This is a genomic window from Pseudomonas furukawaii (assembly GCF_002355475.1).
GTDB classification, from domain to species: Bacteria; Pseudomonadota; Gammaproteobacteria; order Pseudomonadales; family Pseudomonadaceae; genus Metapseudomonas; species Metapseudomonas furukawaii.
Map to the genome: position 1 here is coordinate 5,583,544 of NZ_AP014862.1, position 18,441 is coordinate 5,601,984.

Sequence of the window (18,441 nt, forward strand, 5' to 3'; positions counted from 1 at the left end):
TATCATTCCGAAAATTCATGCTGCGCACTGCCACGCGAGTTTCCCGATGCTCAAACGCCACATGCCGTCGATCACCGCCCTGCAATGCTTCGAGGCGGTGGCCCGGCACCTCAGTTTCACCCGCGCCGCCGACGAGCTGAGCCTGACCCAGAGCGCCGTCAGCAAGCAGGTGGCGCAGCTCGAAGAACTGCTCCAGCACCTGCTGTTCCGCCGCGTGCGGCGTCGCCTGCAATTGACCCCGGCCGGTTCCCTCTACCTCACCGAGGTACGCAAGATCCTCGCCCAGGTGGAGATGTCGACCCACTACATGCTGTCCTACGGCGGCGAGACCGAGGTACTGCGGGTGGCCACGCCGCCCACCTTCGGCGCTCGCTGGCTGATCCCCCGCCTGAAGGGCTGGCGCCTGCGCCACCCCAACATCCACCTGGACCTGCGCAACGAACTGGAGCCCGACGCCCTGGCCCAGGGTCGCAGCGACGTGGCCTTCTATTTCGGCCAGGGCGCCCTGCCCGGCGCCGAGTGCATCCGCCTGTTCAGCGAGGAAGTGGTGCCGGTCTGCGCCCCCGGCGTGATGCCGGCCACGCCCTTCACCGAACCCACCCAGCTCACCGAGCTGGTGCTGCTGCAGAACGCCACCCGGCCTGAGGCCTGGCACGAGTGGTTCCTCAGCCAGGACCGGCATACCGAGCACAGCTACCACGGGCCCCGCTTCGATACCTCCTACATGTGTATCCGCGCCGCCCAGGCCGGCTGTGGCGTGGCCCTGCTGCCCCGCTTCCTGGTGGAAGAGGAACTGGCCGAGGGCAAGCTGGTGATCCCCTGGGACCACCCCATGCCCAGCCGCAACGCCTATCACCTGGCCTACCCGGAACACGCGGCGGAAGTGCCCAAGGTGCGCGACTTCGTCCGCTGGATGCTGGAGCAGCTGGACCAGGAGGACTGAGGCGACGCTTTCAGTCGCAAAAGGAATCCTGCGGGCACGGGGCACGGATTTTCGCACCCGTCCCATTGCCATCGTTTCGCCGGACTGCTTGGATAGGCGTCCCTCCACCGGAAACCCGTCCCATGCTGTCCTTCTTCCTCGCCGCCGTACTGCTCGGCTTCATCTTCAACGCCGCTCCCGGCGCCGTGTTCAGCGAAACCCTGCGGCGCGGCCTGCGGGACGGCTACCGGCCGGCGCTGATGGTGCAGATCGGCTCCCTGGTGGGGGACGCCACCTGGGCGGCCCTGGGCCTCACCGGCCTCGCCCTGTTGCTGGACAGCGCCATGGTGCGCTATCCCCTGACCATCGCCAGCGCCCTCTACCTGGCCTGGCTGGGCGTGCAATCCCTGCGCGACGCCCGCCGGCCCCCGCAACCTTCGCCGGATGACGGCGGCGCCAGCGGCGGGGCCTTCGCCTCCGGCGCCGCGCTGTCCCTGACCAACCCGCAGAACATCGTCTACTGGGCCGCCATGGGGGGCGCCATGGCCGCCATCGGCGTGGCCGAGCCGACGCCGACCCACCTGGCGGTGTTCTTCGCCGGCTTCATGCTCTCCTCATTGCTCTGGTGCTTCATCTGCGCCGGCCTGGTGGACTGGTTCCGCCGCGCCGCGTCCAGCCTCTGGCACCGTCTCACCTACCTGGCGTGCGGCCTCTGCCTGCTGGGGCTGTCGGGGATGACCGCCGCGGAGCTGCTGAAGCTGGCCTGAGCTATGGCCGTCATGGACAGAATCTAAGGGCGGCGCCCCCGCCGCCCGTCTAGGCTTGCGTCATTCCCCCCTCCCCGGAGACGCACCATGAACTTCCTGCAAAGCCTGCTCGCCGCCTACGCCGCCGGGGCCTGTGGCGCCACCGCCGACTGAGCCTCACCTCCCGCAGCGGGGCCTACCGTTCGGAAGCTGACCATCCGCACAGCTTGGAGCCTGGGTTCGAAGCCGGTACTCTTGCGCGCTTTTTTCGCCCCAGGAGTCCCCGGCATGACCTTGCGATCCATCTGCGTGTTCTGCGGCGCCAGCCCCGGCGCCAAGCCGATCTACCGTGAGGCCGCCGCCCTGCTGGGGCATACCCTCGCCGAGCGCGGCATCACCCTGGTCTACGGTGGTGGCGCGGTGGGCCTGATGGGCACCGTGGCGGACGCGGCCCTGGCGGCCGGCGGCGAGGTCATCGGGGTGATTCCCCAGAGCCTGATGGACGCTGAAATCGGCCACAAGGGCCTGACCCGCCTGGAAGTGGTGGACGGCATGCACGCCCGCAAGGCCCGCATGGCCGAGCTGTCCGACGCCTTCATCGCCCTGCCCGGAGGCCTCGGCACCCTGGAAGAGCTGTTCGAGGTCTGGACCTGGGGCCAACTGGGCTACCACAGCAAGCCCCTGGGCCTGCTGGAAGTGAACAGCTTCTACGACAAGCTCACCGATTTTCTCGACCACCTGGTGGAAGAGCGCTTCGTCCGCGACCAGCATCGCGGCATGCTGCAGGTGGGTGGCCACCCCGCCACCCTGCTGGACCGCCTGGAAGCCTGGCGCCCCAGCAGCGCGCCGAAATGGGTCGACCGCAAGCCCCACTGACCCCGGCGACAGCCGCCCGCGTGCGGTCCTACACTCTGTCGGCCCCACGCTGACCAGGAGCCGGCCATGGCGAACGACGCGCGCATCAAGGTCTTCTACAACAGCGCCTGCCCGGTGTGCCGGGCCGGCATAGAGGCGCAGAAGGACAAGACCACCGCCTGCCAGGTGGAATGGGCCGACATCCACCAGGACAACGCGGCGGTGACGGAAATCGGAGAAACGCTGGAATACGTCCGTGAACGCCTGCACCTGCTGGACGAACGGGGCGTAAAGCGCATGGGCCTGGACGCCTTCATCGTGCTCTGGCGCCACTCGCCGAAGGAGCGCTGGAAGGCCCGGCTGTTTTCCCTGCCGCTGATCCACGGCCTCGCCCAACTGGGCTACAAGGCCTTCGCCCGCCTGCTCTACCGATGGAACCGACGCAAACACCACTGGTGAATTGAATGACCACCCCGATCGAAACCCTGAACGCCCTCTCCCCCGCCGACCGCCAGCGCCTCACCGAAGTCTGGGAGGCCGCGGTGCGCGCCACCCACCATTTCCTCGGCGAGGATGACATCCAGTTCTTCAAGCCGCTGGTCCGCGACGCCTACCTGGATTCGGTGCGCCTGGCCTGCCTGCGGGATGCCCAAGGCCGCATCCTGGGCTTCGTCGGCACGGCCGACGACAAGGTGGAGATGCTCTTCGTCGACCCCGCCTGCCATGGAAGGGGCATCGGCCGGGCCTTGATGGCTCACGCCCTTGCCGGAGGCGCCCGCAGCGTCGACGTGAACGAGCAGAACCCCCAGGCGATGGGCTTCTACCGACACCTGGGGTTCGTCCAGTACGCCCGTTCGGAAGTGGACGGCTCGGGCAAGCCCTTCCCCATCCTGCACCTGCGGTTCGAGGAAGACTGCCCGTAGCGCCTGGATGAAACCCGGGGACAAGGCGGAACCCCTGCTCGCGCAACGGTTCCCCTCACCCCAACCCTCTCCCGAAGGAAGAGGGGGCAGGTCAGGCCTGCGGCTGCTGGACGATGATGGTCTGGGCCGGCATGGGCGCCGGGAAGTCGGTGCCGAGCGCCTCCTTGATCACCCGGTTGGTGTCGAAGTAGACCTGCCAGTAGGCGTCGTTATGGCAATAGGGCCGCACCGCCAGCACCGGGCCCACCAGGTTGAATTCGAGGATCTCCACATCCACCGGCGGGTCCGCCAGCACGTTGGGAATGGCGGCGATGCGCGCCTTGAGCAACGCGGCGGCGGCCTGCCAGTCGGCAGCGCCGGACAGCTGGGCCTTGAGCTCCACGCGGCGGAAGGCGTTGTGGCTGAAGTTCTGGATGTTGTCGCTGAAGATCTTGTTGTTGCCCACCAGGGTCATCACGTTGTCCGGGGTGTTGATGCTGGTGGCGAACAGGCCGATCTCCTTCACGGTGCCGGTGATGCCGCCGGCGGAGATGAAGTCGCCGACCTTGAAGGGCCGCAGGACGATGATGAAGCCGCCGGCCGCCAGGTTCGCCAGCAGCCCGGACCAGGCCATGCCGATGGCCAGGCCCACCGCCGCGATCAGCGCCGCCAGGCTGGTGGTCTGGATGCCGAAATAGCCCAGGATGCCCACCACCAGGAGGATGTTCAGGGTGACGGTGATGAAGGACCCCACGTAGCGCAGCACGGTGGGGTCGACCTTCTGTCGCTCCAGGGAGCGCTGGACCAGGCCGACCGCGAAGCCGATGAGCCAGCGGCCGATCACCCAGAAGGCGATGGCCGCGAGGATCTTGACGCCGAAGGTGGTGGCGTACTGCATGACGGTGGTCATGAACGCGCTGACCTTCTCGGTACCCACATTGACGATGGTTGTTTCATCCATGGCGAAGCACCCTGCAGGAGAGAAGTGGCTCCGGAAACGCTAGCACTTCGTGGGCAAAACGCGCGCCAGCCGACGGGGCGCCGCAGGATTCAGACGGCGAGCTCCCAGAGCGGCATCACGGTGACCCGCACCTCGGGATCGTGGCTGCCGCCGCCGAGGATGACGCCGCGCAGGGGCGAGACATCGGAGAAGTCGCGGCCCCAGGCGAGCGTGATGTGCTCCAGGTTGGGCAGGACGTTGTTGGTGGGGTCGAAGTCCACCCAGCCATTGTGCGGGCAGTAGACCGAGACCCAGGCGTGGGAGGCGTCGGCGCCGATCAGTCGGGGCTGGCCCGGCGGCGGCTGGGTCAGCAGGTAGCCGCTGACGTAACGGGCGGCCAGGCCACGGGAGCGCAGGCAGGCGAGCATCAGGTGGGCGAAGTCCTGGCAGACGCCGCGACGGCGCTCCATTACCTCGGTCAGCGGCGTGGCGACCTGGGTGGCCTCGGCATCGAAGGCGAACTCGCTGAAGATCTTCTCCATCAGCGCCGACACGCCCTGCAACAGGGGACGGCCGGCGGGGAAGCAGCCGGCGGCGAAGTCGCTGAACTGCCGCTTGATCCGCACATAGGGCGACTCCACCCGGTAGCGGCAGGCTTCCAGCTCCGCCAGCGCCAGGGGCCGTCCACTGAAGGCGAGGCGCTGCGGAATCGCCTCCCAGGGCGGTGAGTCGGCCAGCTCCAGCGGGCCACGTGGCAGCACCTCCACCTGCAGGCGGGCATTGACCTGCAGTTCGTCATGGGGGCGCTCGAAGGCCAGCCGGGTCAGGGGATTGCCGAACACGTCCAGCAGGTCCCGGCGCAGGGTGGGCTCCGGCTCGATCAGCAGTTGCCGGTCGCTGCAGAGCTGCCAGGGGCAGTCCCGGGGCCAGAGGTGGACCAGTTGCTGGGACAGGGACACCGGCGCCGAATAGCGGTAATGGGTGTCGTGGAACACCTGGTAGCGGGCGCCCTGGGCGGGTATGGGGGCTGGGGCGTGGGCGTGCATCAGGTGGATACCGTTTGCTGGCTGACGTCATCGACGTGGGCAAAATAGCGCAATCCGAGGCGGTCGGAGACCTGCGCGACGGCCTGGGCGATGTCCCGCAGCAACCCGGCCAGTCCGGCAAGCACTTCCTCCAGCCCTTCATTGCCGAACAGCGGGTTCTCCAGGGTGCCCAGGTCGAAGGCCAGCAGCCGGCCGATCAGGCCGCTCAGCAGCACCTCCTGGGGTGCGCCGAATTCCTGGTGCAGGCGCCCCAGGGAACGCTCCAGCGCCTGCAACTGGAAGCGCAGGGCGTGGGGGTTCTGGTCGTGCAGCAGGAGCAGGTCGAGCACCGGAATCAGTTGCGGCGATGCCAGGTAGCGGGACCGGTAGGTGATGGTGCTGTTGCCCAGCTCCAGCAGCCATTCCAGTGCCCCCTGATCCCAGGCGGAACCGTCCTCGAGGAAGCCGGCGATGGCCTCGGCGTAGAACTGCACGCGCTCGATGCGCCGGCCGATCATCAGGAAACGCCAGCCATCGTCACGGGTCATGTCGTCCAGGGCGAATCCGGACAGGGCGGAGAGGGACATCAGCAGCCGATTGAGGAATTCCAGCGCCTCGCCCAGGTCCATGCGCGCCGGGTCCAGGGCCTGGGCCTCGCGGTTCAGCTCCAGCACCGCGTTCCAGTTCTCCCGGGACAGCCGCCCGCGCACCTGGGCCGCCGCCCAGTGCAGGCGCCTGAGGTTGGCGCTGACGCCGCTGAGCCAGCCGTCGTCCAGCAGGGCCGCCAGCAGGCGCGCTTCCAGGGGCTCTTCGCCGGCGGGCAGCAGGCCGATGGCGCTGGCCAGGCGCAGGGCCGATTGCAGCGCCCGTTCGTCGCCATCGGCGTCCACATAGCGCGACAGCACGACCCGGAGCAGCCGCGCGCCATCGTCGCAACGCTCGCTGTAGCGGCCGAACCAGAAGAGATTCTCCACCACCCGCGAGGGCAGGTAGGGGTCCTGGCGAATCAGGTCGCGCACTCCCAGGGTGCGCGGCCGCAGGGGCTCGCCCACCACCGGCAGGTCGGCCAGCACCCAGGTGTCCTTGCTCGCCCCGCCCCGCTGCATGGAGACCACTTCGGCGTCCGCCGCCGAGGCCACGCGGGTCAGGCCGCCGGGCATGACCCAGTAGTTGCCGTCACGCCCCGCGACGGCGAAGACGCGCATGCCGATGGCCCGGGACTGCAGCTCGCCGCCCCGGTCGTCCCCCTGCCAGACCGGCGCCTGGGACAGCTGCGCCATGCGCTGCGCCACGTAGGCGTGGGGATGGGCCTGGAGGCGCCGGCGCAGGGCGTCCAGGGCGCCGTCCTCGAGGGCGTGGCCGAACAGCGGCTCGAAGCTCTGGGAGGGGAACGCCGGCTTGAACACCAGGCCGGCGAGGCCGTCGAGGGACTTGTCCAGCAGGTCGCCCTGGCCGCACCACCAGGTGGGCAGCGTGGGCAGCAGCAGGTCTTCACCCAGCAGGCGCTGGCTCACCCGCGGCAGCAGCCCCAGCAGCCCGGGGGACTCCAGCACGCCGCTGCCCAGGGCGTTGGCCACCAGCACCCGGCCCTGGCGCACGGCATCCAGCAGCCCGGGCACACCGAGGGCGGAATCGGTGCGCAGTTCCAGGGGATCGCAGAAATCGTCGTCGAGGCGGCGCAGCACCGCATGGACGCGCTTCAGGCCGCCCAGGGTCTTGAGGTAGAGCGTGGCGTCGCGCACCGTCAGGTCGTGGCCTTCCACCAGGGGAAAGCCCAGCTGGCGGGCGAGGTAGAGGTGCTCGAAATAGGTTTCGTTGAAGCGCCCCGGCGTCAGCAGCACCACCAGGGGCGTCTCGCCGTCGCCGGGGGCCTGGCGGATCAGGGTTTCCTGGAGCGTGCGGAAGTAGCCGGCCAGGTACTGCACCCGCAGGTCGCGGTAGAGCTCCGGCAAGGCGCGGGCGACGATCTGGCGGTTCTCCAGGGCGTAGCCGGCGCCGGAGGGCGCCTGGGTCCGGTCCGCCAGCACGTGCCAGCGCCCGTCGGCGTCGCGGGCCAGGTCCACCGCGTAGCTGTGGAGGAAGATGCCGCCGGGTTGCGCCACGCCCTGGCACGGCCAGAGGAAGTTCGGGTGGCCGTAGACCAGCTCGCTGGGCAGCAACCCTTCTGCCAGCAGGGCCTGCGGGCCGTAGAGGTCCGCCAGCACCGCATTGAGCAGGCGCGCCCGCTGGGCGACGCCGGCGGCGATGGGCTGCCACTCCTCGGCCGACAGCAGGTTGGGCAGCAGGTCCAGCTCCCAGGGACGGTCGGTGCCCTTGGGGTCGGCATAGACGTTGTAGGTGACGCCGTTCTCCTGGATCTGCCGCGCCAGCAGCTCCTGGCGCTGGCGCATCTGCGCCGGCGTGCTGCGTTCCAGCTGCCGGAACAGCCGCCGCCAGTGCGGACGTACCTGGCCCGAAGCGTCCAGCAGTTCGTGGTAGGCCGTGGCGGTGAGCGGGTAGTGGGCTAGCAGGTCGGACATCAGGAAGCTCGGCAGTGGGGCGGCAGGGAAAACTGTAGCGGACGACGGGGCGCCCGGTCGCCACGGGGCCGACCGGGCGTACCCTCGCCCGACTAGACGCGGCGCAGGTCGAGGGTCATCGGCAGTTCGTCGCTCACCACCGGTGCGGCCACCTGGAGCCTGCCCGGGGTGTGGCCGTGGCGGAAGAACCGCGCCAGGCGCCGGCTCTCCGCTTCATAGGCGTTCACCGGGAAGCTATCGTAGCTGCGGCCACCGGGGTGCGCCACATGGTACTGGCAGCCCCCCAGGGAACGCTGCATCCAGGTGTCCACCAGGTCGAACACCAGCGGCGCCTGGACGCCGATGGTGGGCTGCAGGCAGGAGGCCGGTTGCCAGGCGCGGTAGCGCACCCCGGCGACGAATTCGCCGACCCGGCCGGTGGGCCGCAGGGGCACCGGCTCGCCGTTGCAGGTGAGCACGTAGCGGTCCGGCGCCACGCCATTGACCTTGACCTGCACCCGTTCCAGCGAGGAATCCACATAGCGCACGGTGCCGCCGCTGGCGCCCTCCTCGCCCAGCACGTGCCAGGGCTCCAGCGCCTGGCGCAGCTCCAGGTCGATGCCCTTGACCTGGAAGTCGCCGTATTTCGGGAAGCGGAACTCGAAATGCGGCGCGAACCACTCGCTGCGCAGCGGGTAGCCGGCGGCGTTGAACTCGTGGACCACGTCGTCGAAATCCTGGCGGACGAAGTGCGGCAGGAGGAAGCGGTCGTGCAGCTCGGTGCCCCAGCGCACCAGCTTCGGCGGCTGGTAGGGCTCGCTCCAGAAGCGCGCCACCAGGCCCCGCAGGAGCAGTTGCTGGGCCAGGCTCATGCGCGCGTGGGGCGGCATCTCGAAGGCGCGCAGCTCCAGCAGGCCGAGGCGACCGCTGCCGCTGTCGGGCGAGTAGAGCTTGTCGATGCAGAACTCGGCGCGGTGGGTGTTGCCGGTGACGTCCACCAGCAGGTTGCGAAACAGCCGGTCCACCAGCCAGGGCGGGCAGTCGGCGCCGGGTTCGGGCATCTGGGCGAAGGCGACCTCCAGCTCGTAGAGGGCGTCGTTGCGCGCCTCGTCCACACGCGGAGCCTGGGAGGTGGGGCCGATGAACAGGCCGGAGAAGAGGTAGGACAGCGAGGGGTGGTTGTGCCAGTAGCTCACCAGGCTGCGCAGCAGGTCGGGACGGCGCAGGAAGGGCGAGTCCGCCGGGGTGGCGCCGCCGAGGACGAAGTGGTTGCCGCCGCCGGTGCCCACGTGGCGGCCATCCACCATGAACTTCTCGCTGGACAGGCGGCATTGCCGCGCCGCCTCGTAGAGGAACTCGGTGCGCTCCACCAGCTCCTCCCAGTTGGCCGCGGGGTGGATGTTCACCTCGATCACGCCCGGATCGGGCGTGACGCGGAACTGGTTCAGGCGCGGGTCGCCCGGAGGCTCGTAGCCTTCCAGCAGCACCGGGCAGGCCAGCTCGGCGGCGGTGGCCTCGATGGCGGACACCAGTTCCAGGTAGGCCTCCAGCTCCGACAGGGGAGGCATGAAGAGGTACAGGCGGCCATCCCGGGGCTCGGCGCAGAGCGCGGTGCGGGTGATCCCGGCGGCGGACTCGAAACGGCCCGGCGCGCGGTCCTCGTTCCGGGGGCTACGGGCGCCGTCCTGCAATTGCCGGCGAATCTGCGCGGCTTGGCGCAGGGGCGGGAAGGCCTGGCTCGGGTCCGCCGGGTTCACGTAGGGGTAGTCGGTCTCGCGGGCCCAGGGCTGGGAGTCCAGGGGCAGGCGGTAGCCCAGGGGCGAGTCGCCCGGAATCAGCCGGCAGTGCTCGTCGCGAAGGAACCAGCTGCTGCTTTCCCAGGCATCGCCGGCGGCGCTGCGGGCCAGGGGCAGCACATGGCCGATGACCTCGCCGAGGCCGCGCTCGAACACCTGGCGCAGCCGTTCGCGCTCCAGCGGGTCGGCCAGGCGGGCGTCTTCCGGGGTGACGTTGCTGGGCAGCCGGCGCTCGCGCCAGAGGTAGTAGAACCAGTCCTCGTAGGCCGGGAACTGGTGGTCGCCGGCCAGGCCGAGGCGGCTGGCGACGCGGCTGAGGAAGCGCGAAGCCAGGGTGGCGTTGGCGCCGTAGCTGCGGCGCTCGTCGGCATAGAGCGCCGGGTCCTGCCAGATGGGTTCGCCGTCCTTGCGCCAGTAGCAGTTGAGGGACCAGCGCGGCAACTGCTCGCCGGGGTACCACTTGCCCTGGCCGAAATGCACCAGGCCGCCGGCCGCGTAGTGGTGGCGCAGGCGATGGAAGAGGTCGGCGGCGAGGCGGCGCTTGTTCGGCCCGAGGGCGGCGGTGTTCCACTCCGGATCGTCGGGGTAGTCGATGGCGATGAAGGTGGGTTCGCCACCCATGGTCAGGCGCACGTCACCGGCCACCAGATCGGCGTCGATGCGCGCGCCCAGTTCACGGATGGCCTGCCACTGCTCCTCGCTGTAGGGCTTGGTGACCCGGGGCGCCTCCCAGACACGCTCGACGCGCATCTCGTGGGAGAAGGCGCATTCGGACTCATCCACCGCACCGCTGATGGGCGCCGCCGAGGAGGGTTCCGGGCTGCAGGCGAGCGGGATATGGCCTTCACCGGCGAAGAGGCCGGAGGTGGGGTCCAGGCCGACCCAGCCGGCGCCGGGCAGGTAGACCTCGCACCAGGCGTGCAGGTCGGTGAAGTCCACCTCGGTGCCGCTGGGGCCGTCGAGGGACTTCTGGTCAGCGGTGAGCTGGATCAGGTAGCCGGAGACGAACCGCGCGGCCAGCCCCAGGTGACGCAGCAGCTGCACCAGCAGCCAGGCGGAGTCGCGGCAGGAGCCGGAGGCCTTTTCCAGGCTTTCCTCGGGAGTCTGCACCCCGGGTTCGAGGCGGATCAGGTAGCGGATGTCGCGGGACAGTTGCTGGTTCAGGGCCACCAGGAAGTCCACCGCCCCCTGTGGCCTGAGGTCGACGCGCGACAGGTAGTCGGCGAACAGGGGCGTCGCCGGCTGGCGGCTGAGGTAGGGGGCCAGTTCGCGCTCGTCGTCGGCGGTGTACTGGAACGGGATCTGCTCGGCGTAGGGCTCGAGGAAGAAGTCGAAGGGGTTGAACACCGCCATCTCGGCCACCAGGTCCACTTCCACCTTCATTTCCCGGGTCTTGTCCGGGAACACCAGGCGAGCCAGGTAGTTGCCCTGGGGATCCTGCTGCCAGTTGATGAAGTGCTTGCCGGGCGTGACCTTGAGGGAGTAGCCGAGGATCCGGGTGCGGCTGTGGGGGGCCGGACGCAGTCGGACGATCTGCGGGCCGAGGTTGACCTCGCGATCGTAGCGATAGTGGGTGACGTGATGCAGCGCAACATGGATCGACACGGCGAGCCTCCTGCGGGCCTGGACGATACGGGAAGCCGCGCAAGGTTTGTGCCAGCCCCCGAACCACGGATTTCGGCCCGCCCAAGCACCATGAGGGGGCCGCCAGCGCACCCGGATGGGCCGGCTGCACGAAATTGGTTCGCGGGCCGCCCGGGTGAGTGCTGTTCCAGCCTAGCGGCGGAAGATGAAGAAGATGGGAATTCGTGGCGGGTCGTTCAGGCCGATTGGCTATAAGCACCCATGAAAGGGGTGGCCGCGGCGCCCCCTGCGGGATGTCGATCAGCACCCGCCCGGCAGGCTGGCGATCCAGCGGGTCAGCAGGTCAAGGCCTTCGCGGTGGACGGTGGAACGCCCCAGTTCGGGCATCATCACGCTGGGGTCGGTGCTTGCCATCCGGTAGATCAGCACCGACGCGTCTGGCTGGCCGGGATGGATGCCCACCAGGCGGTTGCCGGAGCCCTTGCCGGCCGCCACCGGCGGCTTGCACAGGCCATAGGCGACGCCCGGGGGTGTGGCGGGGTCGAGGTAGAGACCCGAGGTGCGCGCCGGCCCTTCGGGGTTGTGGCAGTGGGCGCAGTTGATGTCCAGGTAGCTGCGGGCCTGCTGCTCCAGGCTTTCGCCGGCCCGGGGGGCGCCGGCCAGCGCATTGCGCGGGATGGCCCCGGCAGCGGGCAGCCCCTCCAGCAGGCCCAGGCGCTGCCAGTGCCGCAGCTGGTTCTCCACGCCCTCCGCGTAGACCCGGTCGCGGTTCAGGTGCCGCGCCTTGGGACCGAGGGGCTGAATGCCTTCGCCATGGCGCTCCTCATGGCAACCCGCGCACTGGTTGGCATCCGGGACCTGGTAGTCCACCGCCAGGGTGTCGCCCTGCGCGTCATGCAGGGTCAGCTCGGCGCTGGCTCCGGCCCATTCCAGGTGGGCGTCGCCCTGGGCCTCGTCCCAGACGTAGGGCAGGGCCACCCAGCCGCCGCGCTGACGCAGCAGCACGCGGGTTTCCACCAGATGCACACGGGCCAGGTCCAGGCCGGATCGCGGATCGGGGTCGTCCGGGGCGTTCCGCAGCAGACGGCCCTGGTCGTCCTTGGGGTAGTGGAAGGTCTTGGTCAGCACCGTGCCCACGGGGAACTCCAGCCGCGCCTCGCCGTAGCGGGCGCGCTGTCCCGGCGGCAGCCAGAGCGTCCGCAGCTTGTGGGCGTAGTCGCTGAACAGCGGGGTGTTGAGGTCGTAGGCCAGCGCGGTCGCGACCGGGCGCAGGTGGCCGTCGACGCGCTCCAGCATGCCCCAGCCACTGAGGCGTTCCGGGTAGGCGTCGCCGTCGGGCAGGTAGAGCGGCTCCACCTCCCGCCCGCAGCCCGCCAGCACCAGCAGGACCAGGCAGAGCGCCCGCCTCATGCGCCCTGCTCCGCCAGGACCAGCTTGACCGCTGGCAGGGGCGCCAGGCGGCAGCGGTGGGGGCTCATGTCGGTGCTGATGTTCCTGAAGTTGTTCGGCCCGTCGACGTTCACCAGGGTGGCGTCGCCATTGTCGATGCAGATGCCCTGCTCCGCCGGCAGTTTGCCGTCCACCGCCTTGGCCGGGTTGATGTAGCCGTCCCAGAGGATATCCGGCAGGCGGCCGTTGAGGCCGAACCGGGTGAGCTTGAGCGCCTTGAGTTCCAGATGGTCGGGGCTGTCGCCGCCGGGGCCGAAGCGGTTGCCGTGGATGGCGATGCGCTCGGGGTAGGGATCGAAATCCTCGGTGGTGGAGAGGTCGCTGTAGCCGGTGCTGAAGTAGCTGCTGACGATGATGTTGGCGGTACGGTGATCGCCGATGTCGTTGTCGAAGATCTCCACATCGTCATTGGCGTTGATCACCACGCCGGAGCCGGCCGGCACGCTGGCCACCGGGGTGCCCTTGTGGCCGAAGTTGGCGTGGTTGTTGGCCTGGATGCGGTTGCGGTAGACACGGGTGCCGTGTCCCGGCTGCTGCAGGTTGGGCATGTTGAACACGAGGATGCCGCCGGTGTTGCCGATGACGAGGTTGTCATGGACATCGGCGCCGATGGTGTTCTCGATCTCGATGCCGGCGACGTTGCGCTCGGCGCGGCTGTTGCGTACCACCACGTTGCGCGACTGGCCGACGTAGATGCCGGCGTCGGAGGCACCGATGGCCACGGCGCCTTCGATCAGGGTGTTCTCGGTCTGCACCGGGTAGATGCCGTAGGCGCCGTTCTCGGTGGCCGGGCCGTTGGTCCATTCGGTGCGCACGTTGCGGATGACGATGTTCCGGCCGCCGATCACCTTGAGGGCGTCGCCCCGGGTGTCTTCCAGCGCCAGGTCCTCGATGGTGAAGTCCGAGGCGCTCACCAGCAGCCCCTCGGCACCGGCCTTCTGGCCCTTGAAGCTGAGGATGGTCCTGTCCATGCCGGCGCCCTTCAGGGTGACGCCGCTGACCTTGAGGCTGAGGCCCCGGTCCAGGCGCCAGGTGCCGGCGGGCAGTTCGATCACGGTGCCGGGCCGGGCCTTGATCAGGCGGGCCTGGAGGTCCTTCTGGAAGTCGGCGTGGGTGACCGGCGGCGGGGTGGGCTCGCCGCAGCCGGCGAGCAGGAGGGCGAAGGCCAGGAGGGAGGGCGTGCGCATGGCGGGGACCGGTTTTCCGTCGTGATATTGGTACTCTAGTACCAATTACGAATTCACCGGAAGATTCCGACGGATGTCGCCGCCCATCGCACGAGGGCGGACAGGAAAACGCCAGCCCTTGGGCTGGCGTTTCGTTTCAGCGCGGCGCCACGGGGCGCTTGGCGGGCTTCTTCTTGCCACCGCCCTTGCCCGGAGCGGCCTTCTCCTCCGCACGCTTGCGAGCCTCGGCGGCGGCCTTGGCCTGCTCGCGCTTGTCCCAGGGCTTGCTGCCGTCGCTGCCACGGGGTGGCAGGCCGGTGTGCTGGGTCAGCAACTTGCCGGTGCTGCCGACCTTCTTGCTGCCGGCCGGGGTGGAGTTCTTGCGGCGGGCGCTGTGGTACTCGTCGGCCTGCGGCTGGAAGGTGGGGATCAGCTGGTGCTTGCCGTTGCCGATCAGGTCGGCGCGGCCCATGCGCTGAAGGGCCTCGCGCAGCAGCGGCCAGTTCTTCGGGTCGTGGTAGCGCAGGAAGGCCTTGTGCAGGCGACGCTGCTCCTCGCTCTTGACGATGGTGACGCCGTCGCTCTTGTAGGTGACCTTGCGCAGGGGGTTCTTGCCCGAGTGGTACATGGCGGTGGCGGTGGCCATGGGGGACGGGTAGAAGGCCTGCACCTGGTCGGCGCGGAAACCGTTGCGCTTGAGCCACAGGGCGAGGTTCATCATGTCCTCGTCGGTGGTGCCGGGGTGGGCGGCGATGAAGTAGGGGATCAGGTACTGCTCCTTGCCCGCTTCCTTCGAGAACTTCTCGAACATCTGCTTGAAGCGGTCATAGGTGCCGATGCCGGGCTTCATCATCTTGTCCAGCGGGCCGCGCTCGGTGTGCTCCGGGGCGATCTTGAGGTAGCCGCCGACGTGGTGGGTCACCAGTTCCTTGACGTACTCGGGGGACTCCACGGCCAGGTCGTAGCGCAGGCCGGAGGCGATGAGGATCTTCTTCACCCCGGGCAGCTCGCGGGCGCGGCGATAGAGCTGGATCAGCGCCGAGTGGTCGGTGTTGAGGTTCTCGCAGATGCCGGGGAAGACGCAGGACGGCTTGCGGCAGTGCTTCTCGATCTCCGGGCTCTTGCAGGCGATGCGGTACATGTTGGCGGTGGGGCCGCCAAGGTCGGAGATGACGCCGGTGAAGCCGGGCACCTTGTCACGGATTTCCTCGATCTCGCGGATGATCGATTCTTCCGAGCGGTTCTGGATGATCCGGCCCTCGTGCTCGGTGATGGAGCAGAAGGTGCAGCCACCGAAGCAGCCACGCATGATGTTCACCGAGAAACGGATCATGTCGTAGGCCGGGATCTTCTCCTTGCCGTACGCCGGGTGCGGGGTGCGGGCGTAGGGCAGGCCGAAGACGTAGTCCATCTCCTCGGTGCTCATGGGGATGGGCGGCGGGTTCAGCCAGATGTCCAGGTCATCGTGGCGCTGCACCAGGGCACGGGCGTTGCCGGGGTTGGTCTCCAGGTGCAGCACGCGGTTGGCGTGGGCGTAGAGGACCGGGTCGTTGCGCACCTTCTCGAAGGACGGCAGGCGGATCACGGTCTTGTCGCGGGTCATCCGGGGGTGCGGCAGCAGTTGCACCACCTTGGCTTCCTCGGGATCCTCCGCGGCGTCCTTGGCCTGCTCGATGGCGCAGGCTTCGGTGTCCTGGGTGTTGACGTAGGGGTTGATGATCTTGTCGATCTTGCCCGGGCGATCGATCCGGGTGGAGTCGATCTCGAACCAGCCCTCGGGGGTGTCGCGGCGGACGAAGGCGGTGCCGCGCACATCGGTGATGCTGTCGATGGACTCGCCCCAGGACAGGCGCTGGGCGATTTCCACCACGGCGCGCTCGGCGTTGCCGTAGAGGAGGATGTCGGCGGTGGCGTCCATGAGGATGGAGCGGCGCACCTTGTCCTGCCAGTAGTCGTAGTGGGCGATGCGGCGCAGGGAGGCCTCGATGCCGCCGAGGACCACCGGGACGTGGGTGTAGGCTTCCTTGCAGCGCTGGCTGTAGACCAGGCTGGCGCGGTCGGGGCGCTTGCCGGCGAGGCCGCCGGGGGTGTAGGCGTCGTCGGAGCGGATCTTACGGTCGGCGGTGTAGCGGTTGATCATGGAGTCCATGTTGCCGGCGGCGACACCGAAGAACAGGTTCGGCTCGCCGAGCTTCATGAAGTCGTCCTTCGAGCGCCAGTCCGGCTGGGCGATGATGCCCACGCGGAAGCCCTGGGCCTCCAGCAGCCGGCCGATGATGGCCATGCCGAACGACGGATGATCGACGTAGGCATCGCCGGTGACGATGATGATGTCGCAGGAATCCCAACCCAACTGATCCATCTCTTCCCGGCTCATGGGCAGGAAGGGGGCGGGTCCGAAACACTCGGCCCAGTATTTGGGATAGTCGAACAGCGGCTTGGCGGCTTGCATGTTTTTTGATCAGCGGGCTTTCACGGGGGGCGCGGAATATAGCACAAATTTTGAGCAAGTCCGACGCCTGCACTGGGTTTTTTAATGACCGCGCTCATCTCTGTCATGAAGCCTCGAGGCGCTGTGGCTATACTCGCGACGATAACAAGATCGCCCGCTCCCAACGGTATCGGGCACTAGGAGCGCGCGGTGCTGAACCGAATCATCCCCATCCTGTTGTTGCTGGGCGTGCTGGGCCTTTGTGGCCAGGCCGGCGCCGCGCCATTCCTGTTGCGCGCCGACAGCAGTGGAGGCGCCCTCAACACGGCGGCGGAACTCCTGGAGGACCCCCGCGGCACCCTGTCCATCGAGGACATGGCCGACCCGTCGGTGCAGTCCCACTTCGCGCCGGCCAGGGGCCGCGCCTCGGTGGGCCAGAGCCGCAGCGTCTGGTGGGTGAAGCTGCAGGTGCAGCGCGACGCCGATGCGCCCTCGGACTGGTGGCTGGAGGTGGGCTCGGTGACCCAGCTGGACCTGCAGCTGTTCCTGCCCGATGGCCAGGGTGGCTGGACGCTGCGCCAGTCCGGCGAGCGGGTCAATTTCAGCGAGGGGCGGGACTATCCCTACCGGCGCATGCTGTTCCAGTTGCCCGGGCTCCAGGACCAGCCCCTGACCCTGTACCTGCGCACCTTCGACCCGGCCGGCAACTCCTTCCCCCTCAAGGCCTGGCAACTGGATGACCTGACCCTGGTGGCCGCCCAGGAGAACCTGGGACTGGGACTGATCTACGGGGTGATCCTCGCCCTGCTGCTGTACAACCTGTTCATCCTGATCTCGCTGCGGGACAACGCCTATCTCTGGTATGTGCTGACCACCGCCTCGGCGCTGGTGTTCATCATGAGCATGACCGGCCACGGCATGCAGTACCTCTGGCCGGACCACCCCGTTCCGGCCTGGCTGGACCGCATCACCCTGCCCTCCCTCTGGGGGCTGTTCGCCAGCCGCTTCACCCAGACGCTGCTGCAGACCCGCGTCCACGTGCGCTGGGCGCACCACCTCTTGAGCATGGCCTGCGGCGTCTACCTCGTCGCCATCGCCCTGGAACTGCTGGGCCAGCGCTATCTGGCGGCCTGGCTGATCGCCCTGCTGTCGCTGACCAGCATTCCCGCCGCCCTGGGCGCCGCACTGATCCGCTGGCGCCAGGGCTTCTTCCCCGCCCTGCTCTACCTCTGTGGCTATGGCCTGGTACTGGGCAGCGTGGCGATCCTGCTGCTACGCACCACCGGCGTGCTGCAGCCGACGGGCTGGAACGCCTACATCTTCCCCATGGCGGTGGCCGCCGAGTCCATCCTGTTCTCCTTCGCCCTGGCCTATCGCATCCAGATCCTCAAGCAGGAGAAGGCCGCCGCCCTGGTGCAGGCGGACCGTGAAAAGACCGCGCGCCTGGCCCAGATGCAGGCCAGCGCCGATGAGCTGCAAGCCGCGGTGACCCGTCGCACGGCCGAGCTGGCGGCGGCCAACCAGCGCCTCAGCGAGCGGGAGCGGGAGCTGGAGCACGCGGCCTTCCACGATGCCCTGACCGAGCTGCCCAACCGCCGCTACTTGGTGGAACGCACCGAGTCGGCGCTGGCCAATGCGAGGCGCCATGAGGAGCCGCTGGCCCTGCTGCTGATCGACCTGGACCATTTCAAGCCCATCAATGACCGCTTCGGTCACGCCGCCGGCGACGAGCTGCTGCGGGTGATCGGCCGGCGCCTGCGCCAGCAGGTGCGGGGTGGCGATGCCGTGGCGCGCCTGGGCGGCGATGAATTCGCGGTGGTGATCGGCGGCGCGGATGCCGAGCCCCAGGCCCTGGAGCTGGCCCGCCGCCTGCTGGACGAGCTGTCGGTACCGGTGCGCTATGGCGCCGAGCACCTGTCGGTGACCATCAGCATCGGCGTTGCCCTGTTCCCGTCGCACGCCCACCATTTCTCCGGTCTTTACCAGTGCGCCGACCAGGCCTTGTACAAGGCCAAGGGGCGTGGGCGCTCGGGCCTGGCGCTATACGGCGAGGACGGCGAGCGCTCCGAGGACGAGCGCCTCCTGCTGGATGTGCTGAAGGCGCCCAGCGGGCTGGGCCAGGCGTGA

General features: G+C 68.9%; 13 protein-coding genes. 6 read left to right on the forward strand and 7 right to left on the reverse strand.

Annotated elements, in window-relative coordinates:
- The first annotated feature begins 46 nt into the window (after positions 1-46).
- The 5 genes from KF707C_RS25965 to KF707C_RS25985 all read left to right on the forward strand — a co-directional run bounded on the left by KF707C_RS25965 (position 47) and on the right by KF707C_RS25985 (position 3,446).
- Positions 47-943, forward strand: coding sequence for a LysR substrate-binding domain-containing protein (locus KF707C_RS25965; protein ID WP_003452956.1), 897 nt, complete (start codon positions 47-49; stop codon positions 941-943).
- A gap of 122 nt (positions 944-1,065) precedes the next feature.
- The gene (locus KF707C_RS25970; protein ID WP_003452959.1) at positions 1,066-1,689 is read left to right on the forward strand and encodes a LysE family transporter; all 624 of its coding nucleotides are present in this window, start codon (positions 1,066-1,068) and stop codon (positions 1,687-1,689) included.
- Between the two features lie 267 nt (positions 1,690-1,956).
- Entirely contained in the window at positions 1,957-2,544 is a 588-nt protein-coding gene (locus tag KF707C_RS25975; protein WP_003452961.1) for an LOG family protein, read from the forward strand.
- A 66-nt stretch (positions 2,545-2,610) separates the two neighbouring features.
- Positions 2,611-2,982, forward strand: a complete 372-nt coding sequence (locus KF707C_RS25980; protein WP_003452963.1) for a thiol-disulfide oxidoreductase DCC family protein — start codon at positions 2,611-2,613, stop codon at positions 2,980-2,982.
- 5 nt (positions 2,983-2,987) lie between these two features.
- The gene (locus tag KF707C_RS25985; RefSeq protein WP_003452965.1) at positions 2,988-3,446 is read left to right on the forward strand and encodes a GNAT family N-acetyltransferase; all 459 of its coding nucleotides are present in this window, start codon (positions 2,988-2,990) and stop codon (positions 3,444-3,446) included.
- Between the two features lie 91 nt (positions 3,447-3,537).
- Here KF707C_RS25985 and KF707C_RS25990 read toward each other — a convergent pair whose 3' ends face one another.
- From KF707C_RS25990 to KF707C_RS26020, 7 genes are all read right to left on the reverse strand, one after another.
- Positions 3,538-4,386, reverse strand: coding sequence for a mechanosensitive ion channel family protein (locus tag KF707C_RS25990; RefSeq protein ID WP_003452966.1), 849 nt, complete (start codon positions 4,384-4,386; stop codon positions 3,538-3,540).
- 89 nt (positions 4,387-4,475) lie between these two features.
- Positions 4,476-5,411, reverse strand: coding sequence for a transglutaminase family protein (locus KF707C_RS25995; protein WP_003452967.1), 936 nt, complete (start codon positions 5,409-5,411; stop codon positions 4,476-4,478).
- A complete protein-coding gene (locus KF707C_RS26000; protein WP_003452969.1) occupies positions 5,411-7,909 on the reverse strand; it encodes a circularly permuted type 2 ATP-grasp protein in 2,499 nt (832 codons plus the stop codon). Before KF707C_RS26000 ends, KF707C_RS25995 begins: the two co-directional genes overlap by 1 nt.
- A 92-nt stretch (positions 7,910-8,001) precedes the next feature.
- Positions 8,002-11,289 (reverse strand): transglutaminase family protein, encoded by a 3,288-nt coding sequence (locus KF707C_RS26005; protein WP_003452970.1) that lies wholly within the window; start codon positions 11,287-11,289, stop codon positions 8,002-8,004.
- A gap of 279 nt (positions 11,290-11,568) precedes the next feature.
- Entirely contained in the window at positions 11,569-12,678 is a 1,110-nt protein-coding gene (locus KF707C_RS26010) for an SO2930 family diheme c-type cytochrome (RefSeq protein WP_003452975.1), read from the reverse strand.
- A complete protein-coding gene (locus KF707C_RS26015) occupies positions 12,675-13,904 on the reverse strand; it encodes a parallel beta-helix domain-containing protein (protein WP_003452977.1) in 1,230 nt (409 codons plus the stop codon). The genes KF707C_RS26010 and KF707C_RS26015 overlap by 4 nt, the downstream gene beginning before the upstream one ends.
- Before the next feature lie 136 nt (positions 13,905-14,040).
- A complete protein-coding gene (locus KF707C_RS26020; protein ID WP_003452979.1) occupies positions 14,041-16,335 on the reverse strand; it encodes a YgiQ family radical SAM protein in 2,295 nt (764 codons plus the stop codon).
- Between the two features lie 189 nt (positions 16,336-16,524).
- Between KF707C_RS26020 and KF707C_RS26025 the strand changes: the two genes are divergently transcribed.
- Entirely contained in the window at positions 16,525-18,441 is a 1,917-nt protein-coding gene (locus KF707C_RS26025) for a diguanylate cyclase (RefSeq protein ID WP_003452981.1), read from the forward strand.